The 19,923-nt window shown below is 60.9% G+C and carries 16 protein-coding genes and 1 other annotated feature; of the genes, 9 read left to right on the top strand and 7 right to left on the bottom strand.

Features of this window, described 5'->3' with window-relative positions:
- Nucleotides 1–70 precede the first annotated feature (70 nt).
- Entirely contained in the window at nucleotides 71–1,255 is a 1,185-nt protein-coding gene (locus PR018_RS10430) for an NAD(P)/FAD-dependent oxidoreductase (RefSeq protein ID WP_142823432.1), read from the bottom strand.
- Here PR018_RS10430 and mnmC2 point away from each other — a divergent pair.
- On the top strand, nucleotides 1,254–1,985 hold the full coding sequence (mnmC2, locus tag PR018_RS10435; RefSeq protein ID WP_142823433.1) for a tRNA (5-methylaminomethyl-2-thiouridine)(34)-methyltransferase MnmC2: 732 nt from the start codon (nucleotides 1,254–1,256) through the stop codon (nucleotides 1,983–1,985). The two genes, PR018_RS10430 and mnmC2, sit on opposite strands and share 2 nt — an antisense overlap.
- On the opposite strand, the gene PR018_RS10440 is transcribed toward mnmC2, so the two are convergent.
- The gene (locus PR018_RS10440; RefSeq protein ID WP_244615309.1) at nucleotides 1,974–5,705 is read right to left on the bottom strand and encodes a response regulator; all 3,732 of its coding nucleotides are present in this window, start codon (nucleotides 5,703–5,705) and stop codon (nucleotides 1,974–1,976) included. The genes mnmC2 and PR018_RS10440 overlap by 12 nt on opposite strands.
- Nucleotides 5,706–6,159: 454 nt before the next feature.
- On the opposite strand from PR018_RS10440, the gene PR018_RS10445 reads away from it, so the two are divergent.
- The 5 genes from PR018_RS10445 (at nucleotide 6,160) to PR018_RS10465 (ending at nucleotide 13,928) form a co-directional block, all read left to right on the top strand.
- Nucleotides 6,160–7,740: a DEAD/DEAH box helicase gene (locus tag PR018_RS10445; protein WP_224127770.1), complete on the top strand. Its 1,581-nt coding sequence runs from the start codon at nucleotides 6,160–6,162 to the stop codon at nucleotides 7,738–7,740.
- Nucleotides 7,741–8,042: 302 nt separating this feature from the next.
- Nucleotides 8,043–9,452: a circularly permuted type 2 ATP-grasp protein gene (locus PR018_RS10450; protein WP_142823435.1), complete on the top strand. Its 1,410-nt coding sequence runs from the start codon at nucleotides 8,043–8,045 to the stop codon at nucleotides 9,450–9,452.
- Between the two features lie 7 nt (nucleotides 9,453–9,459).
- Nucleotides 9,460–10,401: an alpha-E domain-containing protein gene (locus PR018_RS10455; protein WP_142823436.1), complete on the top strand. Its 942-nt coding sequence runs from the start codon at nucleotides 9,460–9,462 to the stop codon at nucleotides 10,399–10,401.
- A gap of 12 nt (nucleotides 10,402–10,413) precedes the next feature.
- Nucleotides 10,414–11,235 carry a transglutaminase family protein gene (locus PR018_RS10460; RefSeq protein WP_142823437.1) on the top strand — a complete coding sequence of 274 codons (822 nt, stop codon included), beginning with the start codon at nucleotides 10,414–10,416 and terminating at the stop codon, nucleotides 11,233–11,235.
- A gap of 131 nt (nucleotides 11,236–11,366) precedes the next feature.
- Entirely contained in the window at nucleotides 11,367–13,928 is a 2,562-nt protein-coding gene (locus tag PR018_RS10465; protein WP_142829256.1) for a GcvT family protein, read from the top strand.
- A gap of 39 nt (nucleotides 13,929–13,967) precedes the next feature.
- Here PR018_RS10465 and PR018_RS10470 read toward each other — a convergent pair whose 3' ends face one another.
- Nucleotides 13,968–14,369: a DUF4112 domain-containing protein gene (locus PR018_RS10470; RefSeq protein WP_224127772.1), complete on the bottom strand. Its 402-nt coding sequence runs from the start codon at nucleotides 14,367–14,369 to the stop codon at nucleotides 13,968–13,970.
- A 45-nt stretch (nucleotides 14,370–14,414) separates the two neighbouring features.
- Nucleotides 14,415–15,281, bottom strand: a complete 867-nt coding sequence (locus PR018_RS10475; RefSeq protein ID WP_142823439.1) for a transglutaminase-like domain-containing protein — start codon at nucleotides 15,279–15,281, stop codon at nucleotides 14,415–14,417.
- Between the two features lie 251 nt (nucleotides 15,282–15,532).
- On the opposite strand from PR018_RS10475, the gene PR018_RS10480 reads away from it, so the two are divergent.
- The 3 genes from PR018_RS10480 to PR018_RS10490 all read left to right on the top strand — a co-directional run bounded on the left by PR018_RS10480 (nucleotide 15,533) and on the right by PR018_RS10490 (nucleotide 18,126).
- Nucleotides 15,533–15,979, top strand: a complete 447-nt coding sequence (locus PR018_RS10480; protein WP_142823440.1) for a PRC-barrel domain-containing protein — start codon at nucleotides 15,533–15,535, stop codon at nucleotides 15,977–15,979.
- A gap of 86 nt (nucleotides 15,980–16,065) precedes the next feature.
- Nucleotides 16,066–16,404: a hypothetical protein gene (locus tag PR018_RS10485; protein WP_142823441.1), complete on the top strand. Its 339-nt coding sequence runs from the start codon at nucleotides 16,066–16,068 to the stop codon at nucleotides 16,402–16,404.
- A gap of 130 nt (nucleotides 16,405–16,534) precedes the next feature.
- Nucleotides 16,535–16,590, top strand: a sequence feature (sul1 is cis-regulatory element that is thought to sense ions involved in sulfur or methionine metabolism; They are found in Alphaproteobacteria).
- A 69-nt stretch (nucleotides 16,591–16,659) separates the two neighbouring features.
- Complete coding sequence (locus tag PR018_RS10490; protein ID WP_142823442.1) at nucleotides 16,660–18,126, top strand: SulP family inorganic anion transporter; 1,467 nt, start codon at nucleotides 16,660–16,662, stop codon at nucleotides 18,124–18,126.
- Between the two features lie 68 nt (nucleotides 18,127–18,194).
- On the opposite strand, the gene msrA is transcribed toward PR018_RS10490, so the two are convergent.
- The 3 genes from msrA to PR018_RS10505 all read right to left on the bottom strand — a co-directional run bounded on the left by msrA (nucleotide 18,195) and on the right by PR018_RS10505 (nucleotide 19,854).
- Nucleotides 18,195–18,701, bottom strand: a complete 507-nt coding sequence (gene msrA / locus PR018_RS10495; RefSeq protein WP_142823443.1) for a peptide-methionine (S)-S-oxide reductase MsrA — start codon at nucleotides 18,699–18,701, stop codon at nucleotides 18,195–18,197.
- The gene (gene msrB / locus PR018_RS10500; RefSeq protein ID WP_142823444.1) at nucleotides 18,698–19,147 is read right to left on the bottom strand and encodes a peptide-methionine (R)-S-oxide reductase MsrB; all 450 of its coding nucleotides are present in this window, start codon (nucleotides 19,145–19,147) and stop codon (nucleotides 18,698–18,700) included. Before msrB ends, msrA begins: the two co-directional genes overlap by 4 nt.
- A 143-nt stretch (nucleotides 19,148–19,290) precedes the next feature.
- Nucleotides 19,291–19,854 carry a TetR/AcrR family transcriptional regulator gene (locus PR018_RS10505; protein WP_142823445.1) on the bottom strand — a complete coding sequence of 188 codons (564 nt, stop codon included), beginning with the start codon at nucleotides 19,852–19,854 and terminating at the stop codon, nucleotides 19,291–19,293.
- Nucleotides 19,855–19,923: the final 69 nt, after the last annotated feature.

Consider the following 19,923-nt stretch of genomic DNA (forward strand, 5'->3'; position numbering starts at 1 on the left):
GATAGGTCCATGCGCAACGATGCAGATAAGCGATTTGCGTGACAGAATGACGAAGCGCGGCCGGCAAATTTCACGCAGTGCGCGAAGCCACGCGAATGTGATTCACCAGGGTGAAGCTTTCGGGCATTTCAGATGCGAAAGCCGGAGCACCGGAGATCTCGCCGATAGCGATGGCAGCAAGCCGGTGTGCCAGTCCGAAGGTGATCTTGAAGCCGCCGGTCAGCGCGATCAATGAGGGGTGATCCGGATGCGGCCCTACCATTGGATCGCGGTCAATGGCTTTCGGGCGCAAGCCTGCCCATCGCTCCACGAGTTCGGCCTGTGCCAGCAGCGGCACCATGGCTCGCACGGATGCCAGCAGCGTATCGAGCAGCGCATCGGTCGACAGGGGATCGTCGAACTGGTTTTCGCTGGTGCTGCCCACTGCCACATGACCGCCATCGTGCGGCACGATGTAAAGACCGTCGCGAAAGATCACTGGCAGGTTGGGGTCGACATCGACCTTAAGAAGCGCGGCCTGTCCCTTGACAGCCTGCCCCAGCGGCTTTTGCAGATCCGTCGTCAATTGTCCCAGCAGCGGAAAGGCAGCATGTCCGGCCGAGAGGATACAATGTCCGAAGCCAATATCGCCTGCCGTGGTATGCGCCACGCCGCGGACAGGATCGAGGCTCTCGACTGCCACGCCCTGAAGGATGCGGACATTCCGCGCGCCTTGCAGGAAGGCCGACAAAACCGCGATCAGCCCACGCGGCGCGACCCGCGCGGCCAGCGTGTCATGCACAAAGCCGCTTTCCCCCGACGCCGGATCGATCCAGCCTTCTCCGGGATCGTCGATGACATTCCAGTGGAATTGCCTGTCTCCCTCGCGCCAGTTGGCGTCGGCATCGCGCGAGTGGCCTTCGGCGATCTTGCGCAGGTGTGGCTTCGGCAAGGGGATGAAACGGCCGGAGCGACGATAACCTGCCGAAAGGCCGGTTTCGAGCTCGAGTTCGGCGATATCGCCTTCGAGCGCCACGAGCGAGGCCAGCTGGAATTGCTTCTTGTTGTCCCAGCGATCCGGCATGTAGGGCATCAATGCGCCGAGCACGCCGCCGCTGGCGCCGGACCCCAGAAGGCCGCTGTCGACCAACAGCGTCTCGATGCCCTGGCATTCCGCATGGACCGCAGCCCAGAGGCCCATGATGCCGCCGCCGACGATCAGCAGTGCGGTAGACGATTGACCGGCAGGCTTTGCCGGATTAACGGCTCTTGGCATGACAGATCCAGTTTCCGATGACGCGTCGCAGACGATGAGCCAGCCGCTCGAATGGCGCGACGGCGATATGCCTTATTCGTCTGCCTTTGGCGATCATTTTTATTGCCAGACCGATGGCCGCCTCGAATGCAGTCACGTCTTTCTCGACGGCAACGGCCTGCCGGCGCGCTGGCACGGCCGGTCGGAATTCCGCATTGGCGAACTCGGCTTCGGCACCGCCCTCAATTTTTGCGAGACGTGGCGCCAATGGAAGACCGAGCGTTCGGCCGGCGCGACGCTGCATTTCATGTCCTTCGAACTGTATCCGATGCGTGCACAGGAGATCGACCGGGCTTTGTCCCGCTGGCCGGAAATCGATGACGAACGAAAGGCGCTGGTCACCTGCTGGCCCGAGACGCCGGAAGGCATCGTCTCGCTGCAACTGGACGAACAGACGCGACTGAGTGTCGTTTGCGGCCCCGCGCTAGATGGAGTAGGTGCCGCGGAAACGGGTTTTGACGCGTGGTTCCTCGATGGCTTCGCGCCGTCCCGCAACGGCGACATGTGGTCGCCTGAACTGATGCAACTGGTCCACGACAAGACGTCGCAAGGCGGCACGTTCGCCACCTACGCCGCCGCTGGTTTCGTACGCCGCAATCTGCAGGCTGCTGGCTTCGCCGTCGAACGACGCAAGGGCTTTGCCGGAAAGCGCGAAATGCTCTGCGGTGTCAGGGGTCTATCAGACGCTTGATTGCTGATCGGAGCTTTTGGCATTTTTCATCCACAGCCCGATCTTCGCTTCCAGCAGTTCCGGGCTTATGGGCTTCGACATATAGTCGTCCATCCCCGAGGCCATGCACAGTTCACGGTCACTTTCGAGCGCATGGGCGGTGACGCCGATGATCGGCACGTGGCGTCCGGCACCGTCCGCCGCTTCGATCTCGCGGATGGCACGGGTCGCCTGCAGCCCGTTCATGATCGGCATCGAGACATCCATCATGATCAGCGACGGAGTGCACCGGCGGTAGGCAGCGACCGCCTCCTCGCCGTTCCTGACAATCAGGAAATGAGCGCCGGCCGCTTGCAGGATTTGCGTGAAGACGATCTGGTTGACCTCGTTATCCTCTGCCACCAGGATATCGACGCTCTCCGCTGGCCTATCCGTCACAAAAACTGCAGCAGCCGAGACGGACTGCCCCGCGACGGCCTCCGGGGCCTCGGACACCAGCGGGCGCGGCGCCTCGCCGGTCGAGCGACGCTGACGGGCCGTGCGCACGACCTCGATCACCGTGTTGCGGAGCACGTTTGCGCGCGCGGGCTTCATCAGGTGGGCGTCGCCGCTCAGCGCTGCGTATTCCCTGTCAGCGCCGGCAACATCCATCGATGTCAGGAAAATCAGCGGCACCCCGTCAAAGCGTCGATCCTGTCGCATCGTGCGCGCAATATCGGCTCCGGTCATGCCCGGCATGTTGTAGTCGAGTATGACGGCATCGACCGCGACCCCGATGTCGGCGGCCTCCGACAGGATCGCGAGACCCGTCGGACCATCGGCGACGGCAACGCTCTGGAAGCCCCATTCGGCAAGTTGTTCGGTGAGAATCTGTCGATTGATGGCGTGATCGTCGATGACGAGGATCTGTGCACCCTTGACGTTGACCGGAACCTGCCCTTTGCCACGCGAGCCGGTTGCAGTCGGCAACGGCAGGTGGATCTTGAAGGTCGAGCCGCTGCCAAGGGCGCTTTCAACTTCCAGATAACCCCCGAACAGATCCACGAGCCCAGCGGTGATCGCAAGGCCGAGGCCGGTACCCTCGTGGCGGCGTGTCGACGACGAATCAACCTGCGAGAATTTGTCGAATATCGAGCCTAGCCGATCCTTCGAGATGCCGATGCCGGTGTCGGTCACACGGATGGTGACCATGGTGGCCCTGCCCGGCACAGGGTCCGCATCGACATCGACAAGCACATGACCGTGCTCGGTGAACTTGACCGCATTTCCGACGATATTGGTGAGGATCTGACGGAAACGCCCGGCGTCGCCGATCACCATCGACGGCAGGCGCGGTGAGACGCGCACCAGTAGTTCGACATTCTTCTCGCCGGCCTGAGACGAGAGCAGCGTCGCGACATCCTCAACCGCTTCCGCCGGATCGAAGCTCGTCTGCCGCAACTGCATCTGCCCGGCATCGATCTTGGAGAAGTCGAGGATGTCGTTGATGATCGTCAGCAGTGCGTTGCCGGATTTGGAGATGATGTCGACGAAGGTCGTCTGGCGCGCATCGAGCCCGGTCTTGCCCAGCAATTCCGCCATTCCCAGCACACCGTTCATCGGGGTCCGGATCTCATGGCTCATATTGGCCAGAAACTCCGACTTTGCCCGGTCCGCGGCTTCGCTGCGGGCAAGCAGGCGCTGCAATTCCGTCTCGCGGTCCTTCATGTCCGTGACGTCGGTGAAAACCACCAGCCATCGGCCGGAAGGGCCCATGGATGCGTTCATGTGCAGCCACGTCTCGCCACGGATATTGAAGTTTGCCGAAATCGGCTGGTGACGACGGATCCTGTCGGCCCAGGCAGCGAGTGCCTCCTGCGGCGCGGGTCCAAGGTCGCCCCGCGCGGCACAATGACGGAAGATCTTCAGCCATCGCCTGCCGACGGACAGCGATGCCGCCTCGATCTGCAGCATACCGGGCAACGCATCGTTGGAGAGCATGATGATGCCGTCCTCGACGATCATCAGCCCTTGAGACATCGCATGCGTCGCATCGGTCATCAGTTCGCCCAGGCGCTCCAGTGCCTCACGCCCTTCCGATAGCTCCCTTTCCTTCCGGCACAGCGAAGAAACGTCTGCGTAGCAGAGCAAGGTCCGGTTGCCGGAAAGCTTGCGACCGTCCACCAGCACCCGGCGGTCCACGCCAAAACTGATTTCGGACTGGAGACTGCCGTCGGGGCCGGAGATCGCCTCTATCCGCGCCTGGTAGAGCGTTTCCCAATGCGGGGCGTCCGGGCCGAAATAGCCACGCGCATGATTTCGGCGCATCACCTCGCGAAGCGACGTCGCCTCCCGGCGATCCTCCTCAGACATTCCCCATATCTCGTAGAAGGCATCGTTGGCATATTCGAGGTCGAAATTCTGATCGAAGATCAGCACGCCTGTCGGCAGCGAACCTATGATGTTTTCCAGATCCTGACTAAGCTGCTCGGCGCGCGCGCGCGTCTCCGTAAGCTGCCTCTCGCCCAGCTTCAGCGTCGATACGTCATCCATCGAGCCGACGACATAGTGATTGCCAGTGGAGGTGGAAACACCCTTCAGCCGCGTAACGACCGCATGCTGGCGCCCCGGGGCGTAGGCGACCTCGTCCTCGAATTCGAGATGCTGCTGGCTGCGCAACATGGCTTCGTTTTCCGCGAAGAAGGCCGTTCCCTCCTCGCCGAACATTTCCACTTCCGTCTTGCCGAGCGACGCCTCCGCTGTCAGGCCGGTCATCCGGAAATATGCCTCGTTACCGTAGAGGAGCCGGTGATCGGCACCGCGCACGAAGGCAGAGACCGGAAGATCGTGCAGGAGAGTCCGATAGAGCGTCGCCTCGTCGATCTTGTTGCGCAACAGCGCTTCACCTTCCTTGATCGCCGTCACGTCGATGCGCAGTGCGACGATGGACCCATCCGGCAGGCGCTTGTGGATACAGCGCAGCCATTCCCCATCCGGCGTCCGCTCTACAAGATCGCTATGCTCGGCGCGAAGGATCGACAGTCGCATTTCAATCCAGCGCTGCTTGTCCTCAGTGATCGAATCGGGGCTCCTCCCCGACCAGAAATCGAAAACGGCCGAATAGACGTCACGGGCGTTCATGCCGAGCGTCGCCCTGCCCACCAAGCGCAGATAGAGGTCGTTCCAGCGTCCGTTGCAGTAGGCAAGCTCGAGATCGGCAGTGTAGATGCCAACTCCCATGTCGAGCAGGCCGAAGATTTCCTCGACCACACCCGAACGAAGCAGCGACGTGTCGGCGGCGGCAATTAACCCGGTTTCCAGAGCAACCGCAGGGTCTGCAAGCTGCATTATCGATGTCGCGACATCATCGGGCGAAACACGTTCCACCGAGCGGCTGGCACCGATCTGGGGCGGCGCCTCGGTAAAGATGCCGAAGATATAGGCCCGGTCTTCCGCCGGCATGAAGCTTTCGATCTGCACCTCGAACGCCGATAGGCGATCCCGAGCGAAGCAGATCGACGTTTCTTCCGTTCCGAAGACGATGGCGCGGCGCTCTTTATCCTCGCGGTCTGCATCTTCGGCGCGATGGGAGAGCTCGTGACTGCGACAACCGATGAAATCCGAGATTTCGCGGCCGAAAAATGCCGCATAAGCCTCGTTTACCGCGACATATCGAAGATCGCTGTTTTTGACATAGGCAGGCCGGTCGGTCTCGGTGATCCGATGACAGGCAATATCCAACAGTTCACCACGGCTCTTCAAGAAAGCCTCGCTCGTTCGACGCATACAGTCTGTCTTTTTACCAAGCAGGCCGCTAACAATGTGTTAACCATACGCGTTCCGGTCTTTTGAGGCTCCATCGATGGCATCTGGCTGCGACACAAAGCGCTGCTGCCGACAGCTGGTTTATCGAAGCTGACAGTTGACTTCAGCGACGAATAGGGCCATATGCCCCTCAGCTTTCACCTTCCCGGCCGCCGCGTGAGCGTGCCCTGCGAAAAAAGACGACCCGCAAGAGAAGGACAAAAGCGCTCGAAAAACGACTGCCGAATGGCGGCAGTCCCATGCGCTGGAAAGCTATTTTCCAACTTACAAGTTCCCACTTCACGCGGGGTTCTTGACGCCAGAGACCGACCGGACCGCAAGACGCGTTCCGGCGAACTCGTTTTTGGCGCCTCGAAAGGCAATTGAATTGACCACTTTTAGCGATCTTGGCTTGTCCGAACAGATTGTGACGTCTCTGACCCAACAGGGATATTCGACCCCTACCCCGATCCAGGCGGAAGCCATTCCGCTCGTTCTGCAGGGCCGCGACCTCGTCGGCCTCGCCCAGACCGGCACCGGCAAGACGGCCGCTTTCGGCCTGCCTATCATTGAAATGCTGATGAAGGACGGCAAGCGTCCCGAACACCGCAGCACCCGCACGCTGATCCTCGCGCCGACCCGCGAACTGGTGAACCAGATCGCTGCCAGCCTGAAGGAATACACCCGCAAGACGCAGCTGAAGATCGGCCTCGTCGTTGGCGGCGCTTCGATCAACAAGCAGCAGATGCAGATGGAACGCGGCGTCGACATCCTCGTCGCAACGCCTGGGCGTCTGCTCGACCTGATTGCCCGTCGCGCCCTGACGCTCGGCCATGTGTCCTACCTCGTCCTCGACGAAGCCGACCAGATGCTCGACCTCGGCTTCGTGCATGACCTGCGCAAGATCTCGAAGATGGTGCCTGCCAAGCGCCAGACGCTGCTGTTCTCGGCCACCATGCCGAAGGCCATCGCCGATCTCGCCGCCGACTTCCTGAGCAACCCGGCCCGTGTCGAAGTTTCGCCTCCCGGCAAGGCTGCGGACAAGGTCGAACAGTTCGTTCACTTCGTTTCCGGCCAGAACCACAAGACCGAGCTCCTCAAGGAATCGATGAACGCCAACCCGGACGGCCGCGCCATGGTCTTCCTGCGTACCAAGCACGGCGCCGAGAAGCTGATGAAGCATCTCGAGCACGTCGGCTTCGCGGCGGCCTCGATCCACGGCAACAAGAGCCAGGGCCAGCGCGAGCGTGCTTTGAAGTCTTTCAAGGACGGTGAAACCCGCGTTCTCGTCGCCACTGACGTCGCTGCCCGTGGCATCGACATCCCCGGCGTCAGCCACGTCTACAACTACGACCTGCCGGAAGTACCGGATGCCTACGTTCACCGCATCGGCCGTACGGCCCGTGCCGGTCGCGACGGCATCGCCATCGCCTTCTGCGCTCCGGACGAAATCCGTCTTCTGCGCGACATCGAACGCCTGATGTCCATCGACATCCAGGTTGCCAGCGGCGAAGCGCCTGCGGACCGTGCCCGTCCTGCCCGTGGTGGCGGTGGCGGCAATCGCTCCGGCGCCGGCGGCAACCGTGGTGGTGGCCAGGGCCAGGGTCGTGGCGCCGGATCGGGCGCTCCCCGCTCCGACGGCCGTCCTGCTCGTCGTCCGCGTCCAGACGGTGATTTCCGCAGCGAAACCCGCGGTGATCGCCCGGCAGTAGCGCGCGAAAACAACCGCAATGCCGATTTCCGTGGCCAGCGCACTGCAGAACGTGCCCCGCGCGAGATTGACAACGATCTGGCCTCAACCTCGGATTTCCGCCCGGCCAAGGCGCCGCAGCGTGCTCGGCCAGCCGGCGACAACGGCGCACCACGCAGCCGTCCGCCGCATGGCCGTCCAGCTCACAAGGCTGGCGAAGCCCGCGGTCGTCCAGACGGCAACAACGGCCAGGCCCGCAAGCCAGCCGGCGGTCGCCCAGGCCCCCGTCGCGAACAGGCGTAAGCCAAACCATCTGACCTCACGAAGCGGCGGGAGCAATTCCGCCGCTTTTTCTTTGCCTCGCGCATCGACCTCCGGCTGCTGCCGGCAGGGCATCCTGCAGAAAAAATAGCCAGCTGCGCAAAGGATGTGCAGAGCAAACATGCCAGCCGGAACGCTTCGCATATTAGTTATTCTGTCTATGCCAGCTCTTTCAGCGCTTGCCGGGCTTTCCCATTGGTTCCGAAATTCTATCTCCAACTGCGCATGCTTCTTGCATTGCTTCCGCCATTGTATTCAAATGAGAAAAAACGGGGACCGCAGCTTTGGCATTTGACGAAATGATAACGGCCGGTGAAAGCCCGCGCGCGCCTTATCAAACCTATTCGGAATGGTTCAACAACCAAGATCGCGCCCATCTGATTGCCAAGTCCCGCGACGCCGAGAACATCTTTCGCAAAACAGGCATAACCTTCGCGGTCTACGGACACGAAGATTCATCGGAAAAGCTGATCCCCTTCGATATCATCCCGCGCATCATCTCCGGCCGTGAATGGCGAAAGCTCGCGCAGGGCATCGAACAGCGCGTCATCGCACTGAATGCCTTCCTCGACGACATCTACCACAAGCAGGAAATCATCCGCGCCGGTCGGGTGCCGCGTGAACTGATCGAGAAGAATATCGCCTTCATCCCCGAGATGATCGGCTTCCGGCCTCCGGGCGGCGTTTATACCCACATCGTCGGCACTGACATCGTGCGCACCGGCGAAGACCAGTTCTATGTGCTGGAAGACAATGCCCGCACGCCGTCGGGTGTCAGCTACATGCTGGAAAACCGCGAAACCATGATGCAGATGTTTCCGGAGCTGTTCCATCAGAACAAGGTGCGCCCGGTCGAGGATTATCCGAACCTGTTGCGCCAGAGCCTGGCGTCGCTTGCCCCTCCCGGCTGTTCGGGCAAGCCGCGCGTCGCAGTTCTGACCCCCGGCATCTACAATTCCGCCTATTACGAGCACTCGTTCCTCGCCGACATGATGGGCGTCGAGCTGGTCGAGGGCTCCGACCTCCGCGTCATCGACGGCAAGGTGAAGATGCGTACCACACGCGGCTATGAGGCAATCGACGTTCTCTACCGCCGCGTCGATGACGAATACCTCGATCCCCTGACCTTCCGGGCGGACTCTGCGCTCGGCATTCCCGGCATCATGGATGTGTATCGTGCCGGCCACATCACCATCGCCAATGCACCCGGCACCGGCATCTCCGACGACAAGGCGATTTACTCTTATATGCCGGAGATCGTCGAATTCTACACCGGTCGCAAGCCGCTTCTGGAGAACGTGCCGACCTGGCGCTGCTCCGAACCCGACAGCCTCAAATACGTGCTCGAGCATCTGTCCGAACTGGTGGTCAAGGAAGTCCATGGGTCCGGCGGCTACGGCATGCTGGTTGGCCCGACCTCCTCCAAGAAGGAATGCGCCGAGTTCGCCGAGAAGCTGAAAGCCCGGCCGAACAACTATATTGCCCAGCCGACACTGTCGCTGTCGACCGTGCCGATCATGGTCAACAAGGGCATCGCGCCACGCCACGTCGACCTCAGGCCCTATGTGCTGGTTTCCGACAAGGTGCAGATCATTCCCGGCGGACTGACCCGCGTGGCGCTGAAGGAAGGCTCGCTGGTCGTCAACTCCAGCCAGGGCGGCGGCACCAAGGATACCTGGGTACTGGAGGACTGATACGGACATGCTTGGAAGAACCGCCAATGGCCTCTACTGGATGTTCCGTTACATCGAGCGCGCCGAAAACATTGCCCGCCTGGTCGACGCCGGAATGCGCATGTCGCTGACCCGCATGGGCGCGGTCGAAGACGATTGGGACGGTGTGCTGCAAAGCGCCGGCGTCCGCGAAACCTACGACGTCGGCCACGCCAAGCTCACCGGCGCCGACGCCATCGACTACCTTTTGCGCGACCGCAACAATCCCTCGAGCGTCATGTCCTGCATCGATGCCGGCCGCAACAATGCCCGCATGGTGCGAACCGCGCTGACACGCGAGACCTGGGAAGCGACCAACGAGTGCTGGATCGACCTCAAGGCGCTGCTCGGCAAACGGCTGAAGGCGGCGGAAATGCCTGAAGTCATCGATGCGATAAAGCGTCGCGCCGGACTGATTCGTGGCGCATTCCACGGCTCCATGCTGCGCAACGAACTCTACAACTTCGCCCGCATCGGTACATTCATCGAGCGCGCGGACAATACGGCACGCATCCTCGACGTCAAATATTACGTGCTGCTGCCATCCGTCTCGGCGGTCGGTTCATCGCTGGACAATGTCCAGTGGGAGTCGATCCTGCGCTCGGTCTCGGCCCATCGCTCCTACAGCTGGGTCTACGATGCGGAATACAAGCCGTCGAACATTGCCGACTTTCTGATCCTCAACAGCCAGATGCCGCGCTCGCTCGCCTATTGCTACGAGAAGATCGTCAGCAATCTCAGCTATCTCGCCCGCGAGGATGGCGAACGTCTTGCTGCCCATGACACCGGTGAAAGCATCCGCAAAATGCTGCAGACGCTGGAGATCAAGGATATCATGAACAACGGCCTGCACGAATTTCTCGAGAACTTCGTCTGGCGCAATAACCAGCTCGGCCAGGAAATATCCGACGGTTATCGTTTCAATCAATAAGCGGGTTTGATCATGAGACTGAAGATTAGTCACGTCACCGAATACCGCTACGACGAACCGTCGCAATTCTCGTTGCAGCGGCTGCGTCTGACGCCGCTCACCGGCCCCGGACAGACCGTGCTCGACTGGTCGCTGACCGTCGAAGGCGCCAAGACGGAGGTCGAATATGACGACCAGTTCGGCAATCGTACCAACCTGATGTCGCTCGATGGCGCGCAGGATCGCACCCGCATCGTCGCTATGGGCGAGATCGAGACGCACGAGCTGAATGGTGTGATCGGCCCACACTCCGGCTATTGCCCGCTCTGGCTGTTCCTACGCGACACGCCGCTCACCAAGGCCGGCAAATTGACCAAGGAACTGGTGCGTTCGGCGACCGGCGAGAGCGAGATCGGTCGCATGCACGCGCTGATGGGCACCATCAACCGGACTGTCGAGTATATCCAGGGCACCAGCGATACCGAGACGACAGCCGAGCAGGCGCTGGAGAGAAAGAGCGGCGTCTGTCAGGACCACGCCCATATCTTCATCGCTGCCGCGCACGCCATGCGCATCCCTGCCCGCTATGTCTCGGGCTACCTGATGATGGAAGGCATTACCGAGCAGACGGCAACGCATGCCTGGGCAGAAGCCTACATGCCGGGCCTCGGCTGGATCGGCTTCGACCCGGCAAACGACATCTGCCCGGACGAACGCTATGTCCGGATTGCGACAGGCCTCAGCTACCGCGACGCCGCTCCCGTCTCAGGGATGCGCATCGGCACGCCCGGGGAAAGCCTGACGGTGAAGGTGACAGTCGAAGCAGAACAGATGCAGAGCCAGTCGCAAAGCTGATACCATACGCTACGACCGAAGGAGCAGATCTGCCGCTGGTCGTGGGGCATTTTGATAATGTCGCAGACAGGCTTCAGTCGACCCGCCGCTTGTTCTAATGTCGCCTCACAACACGAAGCGGAGTGGCATTCATGGCAGAGTTCCCGAACAAGGCGAAGGTCGTTATCATCGGTCTGGGGGGCATCGTCGGCGCCTCCATCGTCCACCACCTGATTGAGCGCGGTTGGGACGATATCGTCGGGATCGACAAATCGGGCGTGCCGACAGACATCGGCTCTACCGCCCATGCCTCCGACTTCTGCTACGCCACCAGCCATGATTTCCTCTCCTGCTGGACAACCCTCTATTCCATCGATTTCTACGAGAAGATGGGCCATTACGCCCGCGTTGGCGGCATCGAGGTCGCGCGTGTCGGGGACGACAGCCGCATGGACGAGATCAAGCGCAAGGTCGCCTCGGGCAAGGCTTTCGGCACCCGCGCCGAATTGATCGGCCCGGCCGAGATCAAGGCGAAATTTCCGCTGATCGAAGAAGATCTGGTTCAGGGTGGCCTTTGGGATCCGGATGCCGGCCTCGTCATTCCGCGCTCGCAGACCGTTGCCGGCAAGCTGGTCGATCAGGCCGAAGCCTCCGGCAAGCTAAAGGTGTTCGCCAACACTTCCGCGCGCTCGCTGGTGGTGGAGAATGGCCGGATCAAGGCCGTCGTCACCGACCGGGGCACCGTCGAGGCCGATTACGTCGTCGTTTGCGCCGGCATCTGGGGCCGCCTGATCGCCGAGATGGTTGGCGAGGACCTGCCGGTCATGCCGATCGACCATCCGCTGACCTTCTTCGGCCCCTACACCGAGTTCGCAGGCACCGGCAAGGAGATCGGCTGGCCGCTGATGCGCGACCAGGGCAACTCCGCCTATATGCGCGACACTGGCGACCCGAAGACAGCCGAAGGTGGCCAGATCGAGTGGGGCTACTACGAGGAAACCAATCCGCGCCTCTGTCATCCCCGCGAGCTGCTCGAAAAGCACCAGACCCGCCAGTCGCCGTCACAGCGCGATCTCGACCTCGAGCAGGTGCTGGCGCCGCTGGAACGCGCCATGGAACTGACGCCGATCCTGGCCGAACTCGGCTACAACGAAAGCCATTCGTTCAACGGCCTGCTGCAGGTGACATCCGATGGCGGTCCGTCCATGGGCGAGAGCCAGAAAGTGCGCGGTCTCTGGTATGCCGTCGCCATCTGGGTCAAGGACGGCCCTGGCATGGGCAAGCTGATCGCCGACTGGATGACTGACGGACGCACCTCCATCGACCATCACGCCGTCGACTATTCGCGCTTCTATCCGCACCAGATGGAAGAGCAGATGATCTGGGATCGCTGCTCGGAAACCGCCACCAAGGTCTACAATCCCGCCGTCCACCCGCGCGAGCCCTTCTCCAAGGGCCGCAATGTCCGCCGTTCGCCGTTCTGGGAGCGCGAGAAGGAACTGGGCGGCTACTTCATGGAACTGGGCGGCTGGGAGCGCGCCCATGGCTATGCCGCCAACGAGCATCTGCTGGAAAAATACGCCGACCGCGTACCCGTGCGCGAGAACGAGTGGGACAACCGCCATTTCTGGCGCGTCTCCAACGCCGAGCATCTGGCGATGAGCGAGGATTGCGGCATCGTCAACCTGTCGCATTTCGCCATGTTCGATATCGAAGGCCCGGATCACGTCGAACTGATGGAATGGCTCTGCGCTGCCAAGATCGGCGGCGACGGCAATATTGGCAAAGGCATCTACACCCACTTCCTCGACGAGGAAGGCATGGTTCGCGCCGACTTTACGGTGATCCGCATGGCTGATCGCTGCCGGATGATCGACGGCGCCGACGCTGGCCCGCGCGATTTCCACTACATGCGCCGCGTCGCAGAGGACAAAGGCTTCGATGTCACCATCACCGACGTCACCGAGAAATACATCACCATCGGCATCTGGGGACCGAATGCTCGGGAGACGCTGCAGAAGGTGGTCGAAGACCCTGCCGCCCTCGCCCCTGAAAACTTCCCCTTCGCAGCCATCAAGCCGCTGAAGATCGGCGGCAAAAACGTTACGGCGTTCCGTATCTCCTACGTCGGCGAACAGGGCTGGGAGTTGCACATGGCCTATGACGACGGCCTTGCCGTCTGGGATGCCTTGCGCGCAACGGGCGTGATGGCGTTCGGCGTCGAGACCTATGCCAACTCCCGCCGGATGGAGAAAAGCCTGCGCCTGCAGAATGCCGATCTTCTGACGGAGTACAATCTTCTGGAAGCAGATCTGGCTCGTCCCAAGGTCAAGGAAGCGGATTTCGTCGGCAAGGCAAAGCATCTGGAATATCGGGCCAGAGACCATCAGCCGGCCATGCTCTGCACGCTCGTGATGACGGACAACATCGATGCCAAGGGCGTGGGGCGCTACCCCGTTGGCATCCTGCCGGTCCTGGATCCCGAAACCGGCGAGACGCTGGTCGACGAACTCGGCCGACGCTCCTTCACCACCTCCATCGCCTACGGCCCGACGATCGGCAAGAATATCGCGCTTGCCTATCTGCCATGGTCCCATGCCGAGATGGGTCGCAAACTGATAGTCGAGTATTTTGGCGAGACCTATCCGGTCGAGGTGGTCGCCGTCGGCTACAAACCGCTTTACGATCCTGACAACCTAAAGCCGCGAAGCTGATGCGCAATCAGGCACTCCGCAACCGGAGTGCCCGAGCTGCTAACGCCTTCCGGCAAAGAGCTCTCGTTCTTCCACTTCGAAATGCTCCAGAAGGAGCTGGACATTGCGCCGGTTGGATTTGAAATAGACGTCGAAGAGATCGCCGATCAGCGGCACACTCCCGGCGACAGTATCGAGCCCGATATTCCCCAGCATCTTCAGCAGCAACTGGTTCGAAACGCCCAGCCGTCTCGCCTCGTTGACGATAACGAGGCCGATCAGCGCACCGCCGGCGTCGCCGATGCCCGGGATAAGCCCCATCACCGAGTCGGCGCCGAAGCTTATGCCGGTGCCCGGTATGCGGATGGCGCTGTCCATCAGCCGTGCAATGCCGTGGGCGCGGCGCAACCGGCTGACCAACTCGTGGCGTTGCATCGCCTGGCCCGTGTCAGTTCTTGTCATGAATACCTCTGTCAGCCGCCAGGACGGCGGCGATTTTTATTGGCCTCACTGGGCGCCGGCGTTCGGCGCCGGCTCTTCCGTGGAGATCGCATCCGTCGTCCGCCCGGGCTTCTCGCCCGACCCGTCCGCGTGCTCGATGGTGATCTTCACCGGGCCGGGCTCCATTTTGCCGAAGGGAGACGCAAAGGCGATTTCAGCCGCGTCACGCCCGACGCCGATCCGCACCAAACCATCGAGATTGGCCTGGCGGGTGGCATCGAACAGCCACCATCGGCCACCCATGTAGGCTTCGAAAACAGCATGGAAATCGCGAGGCTCGAGCCCGTATGCGTAGCAGGACACAAAGCGGGCCGGAATATTCAGAGCGCGGCAGAAGGCAATGCCGATATGCGCGAAATCGCGACACACGCCGGCCCGCAACAACAGGCTTTCGTCGGCCGTCGTCTGCTCGTTCGACGCACCCCGGCGGTAATCGATATTCTCATGGATCCAGTTGCAGATCGCCGTCACACGTCTGTGCCCACCAGGCATCGCTCCAAACTCTCGGTTGGCGAAGGCAGCCAGCCGGTCCGAGGGCACGAACCGCGACGGCAGCAGGAACGGCACGATATCGAGCGGCAGTTCGGACAGCGGCGTCTCGTCGATGGTCTCCGGGTCGGCGCGGAAGACATCGAGCGTCACCTCAGCCTCATATGAAAGGTGGAGCGGACCCGGCGACGCGTCGATGCTGAGATAGCGATTGTTGATATCTGGAACCACATGGGTCCGGCGCTTCAGATCAGGGGTGATGATCAAACGTTCGGTGAGCTGCTGATGACGCATCAGTCTCGCAACTTCCAGATTGAAGATGAACGTCGTCGGCTCGAGAACCTCGTACGACAAATCGCAGCCGAGCCTGTATCGTACGGTCATTTCCAATCCCTGACAGCGTGTGTTGTGCAACGCTCCCAAACAGTTCACCCGCCATTTTGTTCCAGCCGATATCAGCGCATGACCTGCAATTATCAGGGCTCAGCGAGTGGCCTCCTTATATTAGACACTTATCGGCGGATTGAAGGAAAGCGATTTAAAACAACGCCCTATGGAACAACATTCATCTTCAGGAATTTCTTATCCGCACTGGCCGACACGTCGTCGGCCTACATAATCCTAGGGAGTCCTTTATGAAATTCCGTTCGCTCGTTGCCGGTCTGACGCTCACACTCATCGGTGGTGCAGCCTTTGCTCAGACGTCGGCAGCTACCGGGGCAGATGCCACGATGGCAGGCCCAGGCATCACCATGGGCAAGATGGCTAGCGGCCCCCTGAAGTACGTCAACATTCAGGACACCGACATCGTCACTTCGAAGCTGATCGGCGTCGACATCTACAACAAGCAGAATGACAAGATCGGCGAAGTCTCCGACATCGTCATCGGCGGCGGCAAGTCCGTCATCGGCATCGTCGCCAGCGTCGGCGGCTTCCTCGGCCTCGGCGAAAGCTATGTCGTGCTCGACCCATCGTCTGTCGCCCTCGCCGACGATAACGGCACCTGGAAGGCCTATGTCGACACCTCCAAGGAAGACCTGACGAAGGCCCCGAAGCTCGACTACTCCAAGTTCAAGAAATAATCGCCGACAACCGGATTGGGCCAGCCACGCGCTGGCCCTTTTCGCGTCTTCCGACCCACCTGAAACGCAGCGGAAAGATTAATCCCATGACCTACAAGACATTGATCCTCGCCACCGTCGCCGCTGCCTTTCTGGTGACACCGGCGCTCGCCCAGACCAAGGAAGATCCTGCAGTGACCGCATGCAAGGCCACCGGCCTGATCGCTCTGCAGGCAAAATCGCCCGACATCACCGACATCGTTTTTGACATGGAGAGCCTGGCCGTCAGCGCCGCGGATACCAAGGTCGAGGATGTTTCGGTGAAAACGGTGGTGCTCGGCGAGGCCTATCTCTCTCGCAAGGGCGTGACTGGAAAATCCGATCGCTTCGTCTGCCTTCTCGGCGACAAGGGCACGGTCCTGCTGACGTTCTTCACCGCGCAGTAAGGTATCAGGCCAGCCGGACCAACGGCTCGGCAGCGATTTTGAACGTTTGAATGGCATCGACTGCAAAACTGCAAGCGGTGCCATTTTCTGTTGCGCCGCAATATCGAGTCTGGCTATAAGAGCTTATTCGACTGGACCCGGTGAAAATCCGGGTGGCTATTCCGGCCGCCGATCCGCCGGACCACGCAAATATGTGCATGCCAGGATACGACCGCATTTCAGCGGCGATCGCCATGCTTTGCGAGAATTCATCACATGATCCTATCGTCCTTCAGCCGGGACTGGTCTGCCCGTCCCACGCGTGAAATGCTGGCCGGTGCAGTTGCCACCTTCGCCCTCATCCCGGAAGTCATCGCCTTTTCCTTCGCGGCCGGCGTCGATCCGCAGGTCGGCCTGTTTGCTTCCTTCGTCATCGGCATCGTCATCGCTTTTACAGGCGGCCGCCCCGCGATGATCTCGGCTGCGGCCGGCTCCGTCGCCCTCGTGGCAGCTCCGCTGGTCCACAGCCACGGCCTTCCCTACCTGCTTGCCGCCGGACTGCTCGCCGGCGTCATCCAGATCCTCTTCGGCCTTCTCCGCCTCGGCGTGCTCATGCGCTTCGTCTCGAAGTCTGTACGGACGGGCTTCGTCAACGCCCTTGCGATCCTGATCTTCTCGGCCCAGATGCCACAGGTCATCGGCGCCGGATGGGCTACCTATGCAGTACTTGCCGCAGGCCTCGCGCTCATCTACCTGCTGCCCCTGATAACAACGGCTATCCCCTCGCCGCTGATCTGCATCGTCGTTTTGACAGTCGCGTCGGTCATGCTGCACCTGCCGGTAAAGACCGTCGCCGATCTCGGACGGCTGCCCGACAGCCTGCCGATCTTTGCGTGGCCTTCCGTGCCGTTGACGCTCGAAACCCTCGGCATCATCGCCGGCCCGGCGCTTGCCATTGCCATGGTCGGGCTACTGGAATCGATGATGACCGCCAGCGTCGTCGACGACCTCACCAATACACCGAGTTCCAAGAACCGCGAAGCCACCGGTCTCGGCCTGGCCAACGCGGCTGCCAGCCTTTTTGGCGGCATTGCCGGCTGCGGCATGATCGGCCAGACGGTGAGCAACATCAAATACGGCGGTCGCGGTCGCCTCTCGACGCTGTTTGCGGGCGCATTCCTGCTCATCCTGATGGTGCTCCTGAAGCCATGGGTATCGCAGGTACCGGTTGCCGCCTTGGTGGCGATCATGGTCATGGTCTCGATCGACACCTTCGACTGGTCGTCGCTCAGGGCCATCGTCATCCATCCGAAAATGTCGAGCACAGTGATGCTGGCAACCGTGGCGGTGACTGTCGCTACGTCAAACCTGGCGATGGGCGTCGCGGTCGGCGTGCTCCTCAGCGGCGTGTTCTTCGCCTTCAAGGTGGCGCGACTGATGGACGTGACACTCGAACCGGCGGCGGTTGACGGTCAATCCACCTTCCGAGTGACAGGACAGGTGTTCTTCGCCTCGGCCGACCTGTTTGTCGATGCATTCGACGTCGCGGAGTTTGCCGGCAAGTCGGTCGTCATCGACGTGTCGCGCGCACATTTCTGGGACATTACCGCCGTCGCGGCGCTGGACCGGGTGGTTGCCCGCTTCAGGGCGCAAGGAGCAAGCGTCGATGTCCGCGGCATGAACAAGGCCAGTTCGACACTGGTCGAAACGCTCGACAGGCCATCGACCGAAAACGCCTCCTGAGGAGCGCATCAAACAGAAAAAGGGCCCGCTGGCTGATGCCAGCGGGCCCTTTGACATAAGCCCTTCGCTCAGGCGGCCTGCGTCCGGCGCGGCAGCTTCCAGTTCGGGCGGATGAAATGGCAGGTATAGCCATTCGGGATCCGCTCCAGATAATCCTGGTGCTCAGGCTCTGCCTCCCAGAAATCGCCGACCGGCGAGACTTCGGTGACGACCTTGCCCGGCCACAGCTTCGACGCGTCGACATCGGCGATGGTGTCTTCGGCGATCCGCTTCTGCTCGTCGTTGACATAGAATATCGCAGACCGGTAGCCTGAGCCGACATCGTTCCCCTGCCGGTTCGGCGTCGACGGATCGTGGATCTGGAAGAAAAACTCCAGGAGATCGCGGTAGCTGATTTTCGAAGGATCGAAGTTGATCTCGATGGCCTCGGCATGGTTCCCGTGATTGCGGTAGGTCGCATTGCGCACCTCGCCGCCGGAATAGCCGACGCGTGTCGAGACGACGCCGGGCATCTTGCGGATCAGATCCTGCATGCCCCAGAAGCAGCCACCGGCAAGAACAGCACGTTCGGTCATTGGACTTCCTCCGTCTGGTTGATATAGGCGCCGTAGCCTTCAGCCTCCATCTGGTCACGATGGATGAAGCGCAGCGACGCGGAGTTGATGCAATAGCGAAGACCGCCGCGATCTTGCGGCCCATCGGGAAATACGTGGCCCAGATGGCTGTCGCCATGCTTGGATCGCACCTCGATGCGGACCATGCCATGCGACGAATCGTGCACCTCGTTCACATAGGCAGGCTCGATCGGCTTGGTGAAGCTCGGCCAGCCGCAATGGGAATCGAATTTGTCGGACGAGGCAAACAGCGGTTCTCCGGATACGATGTCCACGTAGATCCCAGGCTCCTTGTTGTTCAGCAAGGGGCCGCTGCCCGGACGTTCTGTTCCGCTTTGCTGCGTCACCCGGTATTGTTCCGGCGTCAGCTTGGCCACGGCTTCTGCCGTTTTCCTGTATTCCGTCATTGTAACCTCCAACGGTTTCTTCTGACCAGAGATGGCGATGCAAAGCCGATTTTTCAATCGCCGATGCCAGCAGGATAATGCAATTGCTTACATGCGACGGCAGTTGTCGCGTCGAAGAGAAGATGCAGTTGTCCCGGTGATGGCTAATCCGAACCTCTTACGCTTATGCCATTCAGGAACAAGTCCACCAGATGGCCGATACGCGATTTCGATGAATCGTCATTTTCGATGGCAATGGAGATGGCAGTTACAATGTAGATGAAATCCTCGTAAGTGACATCGCGGCGGATGGTGCCTGCTTCTTGTCCACGCTGCAGCAGCCGACGCCCTTCCGCGGTAATCGCATTACATCCGGGCGTCCCGCATTGGATAACAGTCCCGATCGAAACAGCAAGGCTCTGATACGTGCTCGTGTTCCTGGCAAGATCTTCAAGATAAGCTCGCACCGCATCGCCTGGAGTTAGATCTGGGTCGCGCTTACGGCTGGTCTCCGCCAGCGACAAGAAACGCTCGTTGCTGGTAGCGGCCAGAAGTGCCTCACGCGTGGGAAAGCGACGATAAAGCGTGCCGATACCGACGCCTGCGCGCTTGGCAACCTCCTCCAGCGGAACACCCGCTCCTTTTTCCAGAAAGAGCTCCTCTGCGGCAGAAAGGATAAGTTCGCGGTTTTTTTTCGCGTCAGCCCGGAGGGCGGGTTCATCATTCAACTTATTTTCCTTGATCGCTTGCCAAGTGGAGGATACCTCCATATTACAAGTGGAGCAATCCTCCACTTG

It is taken from the genome of Rhizobium rhododendri, from assembly GCF_007000325.2.
GTDB classification, from domain to species: domain Bacteria; phylum Pseudomonadota; class Alphaproteobacteria; order Rhizobiales; family Rhizobiaceae; genus Rhizobium; species Rhizobium rhododendri.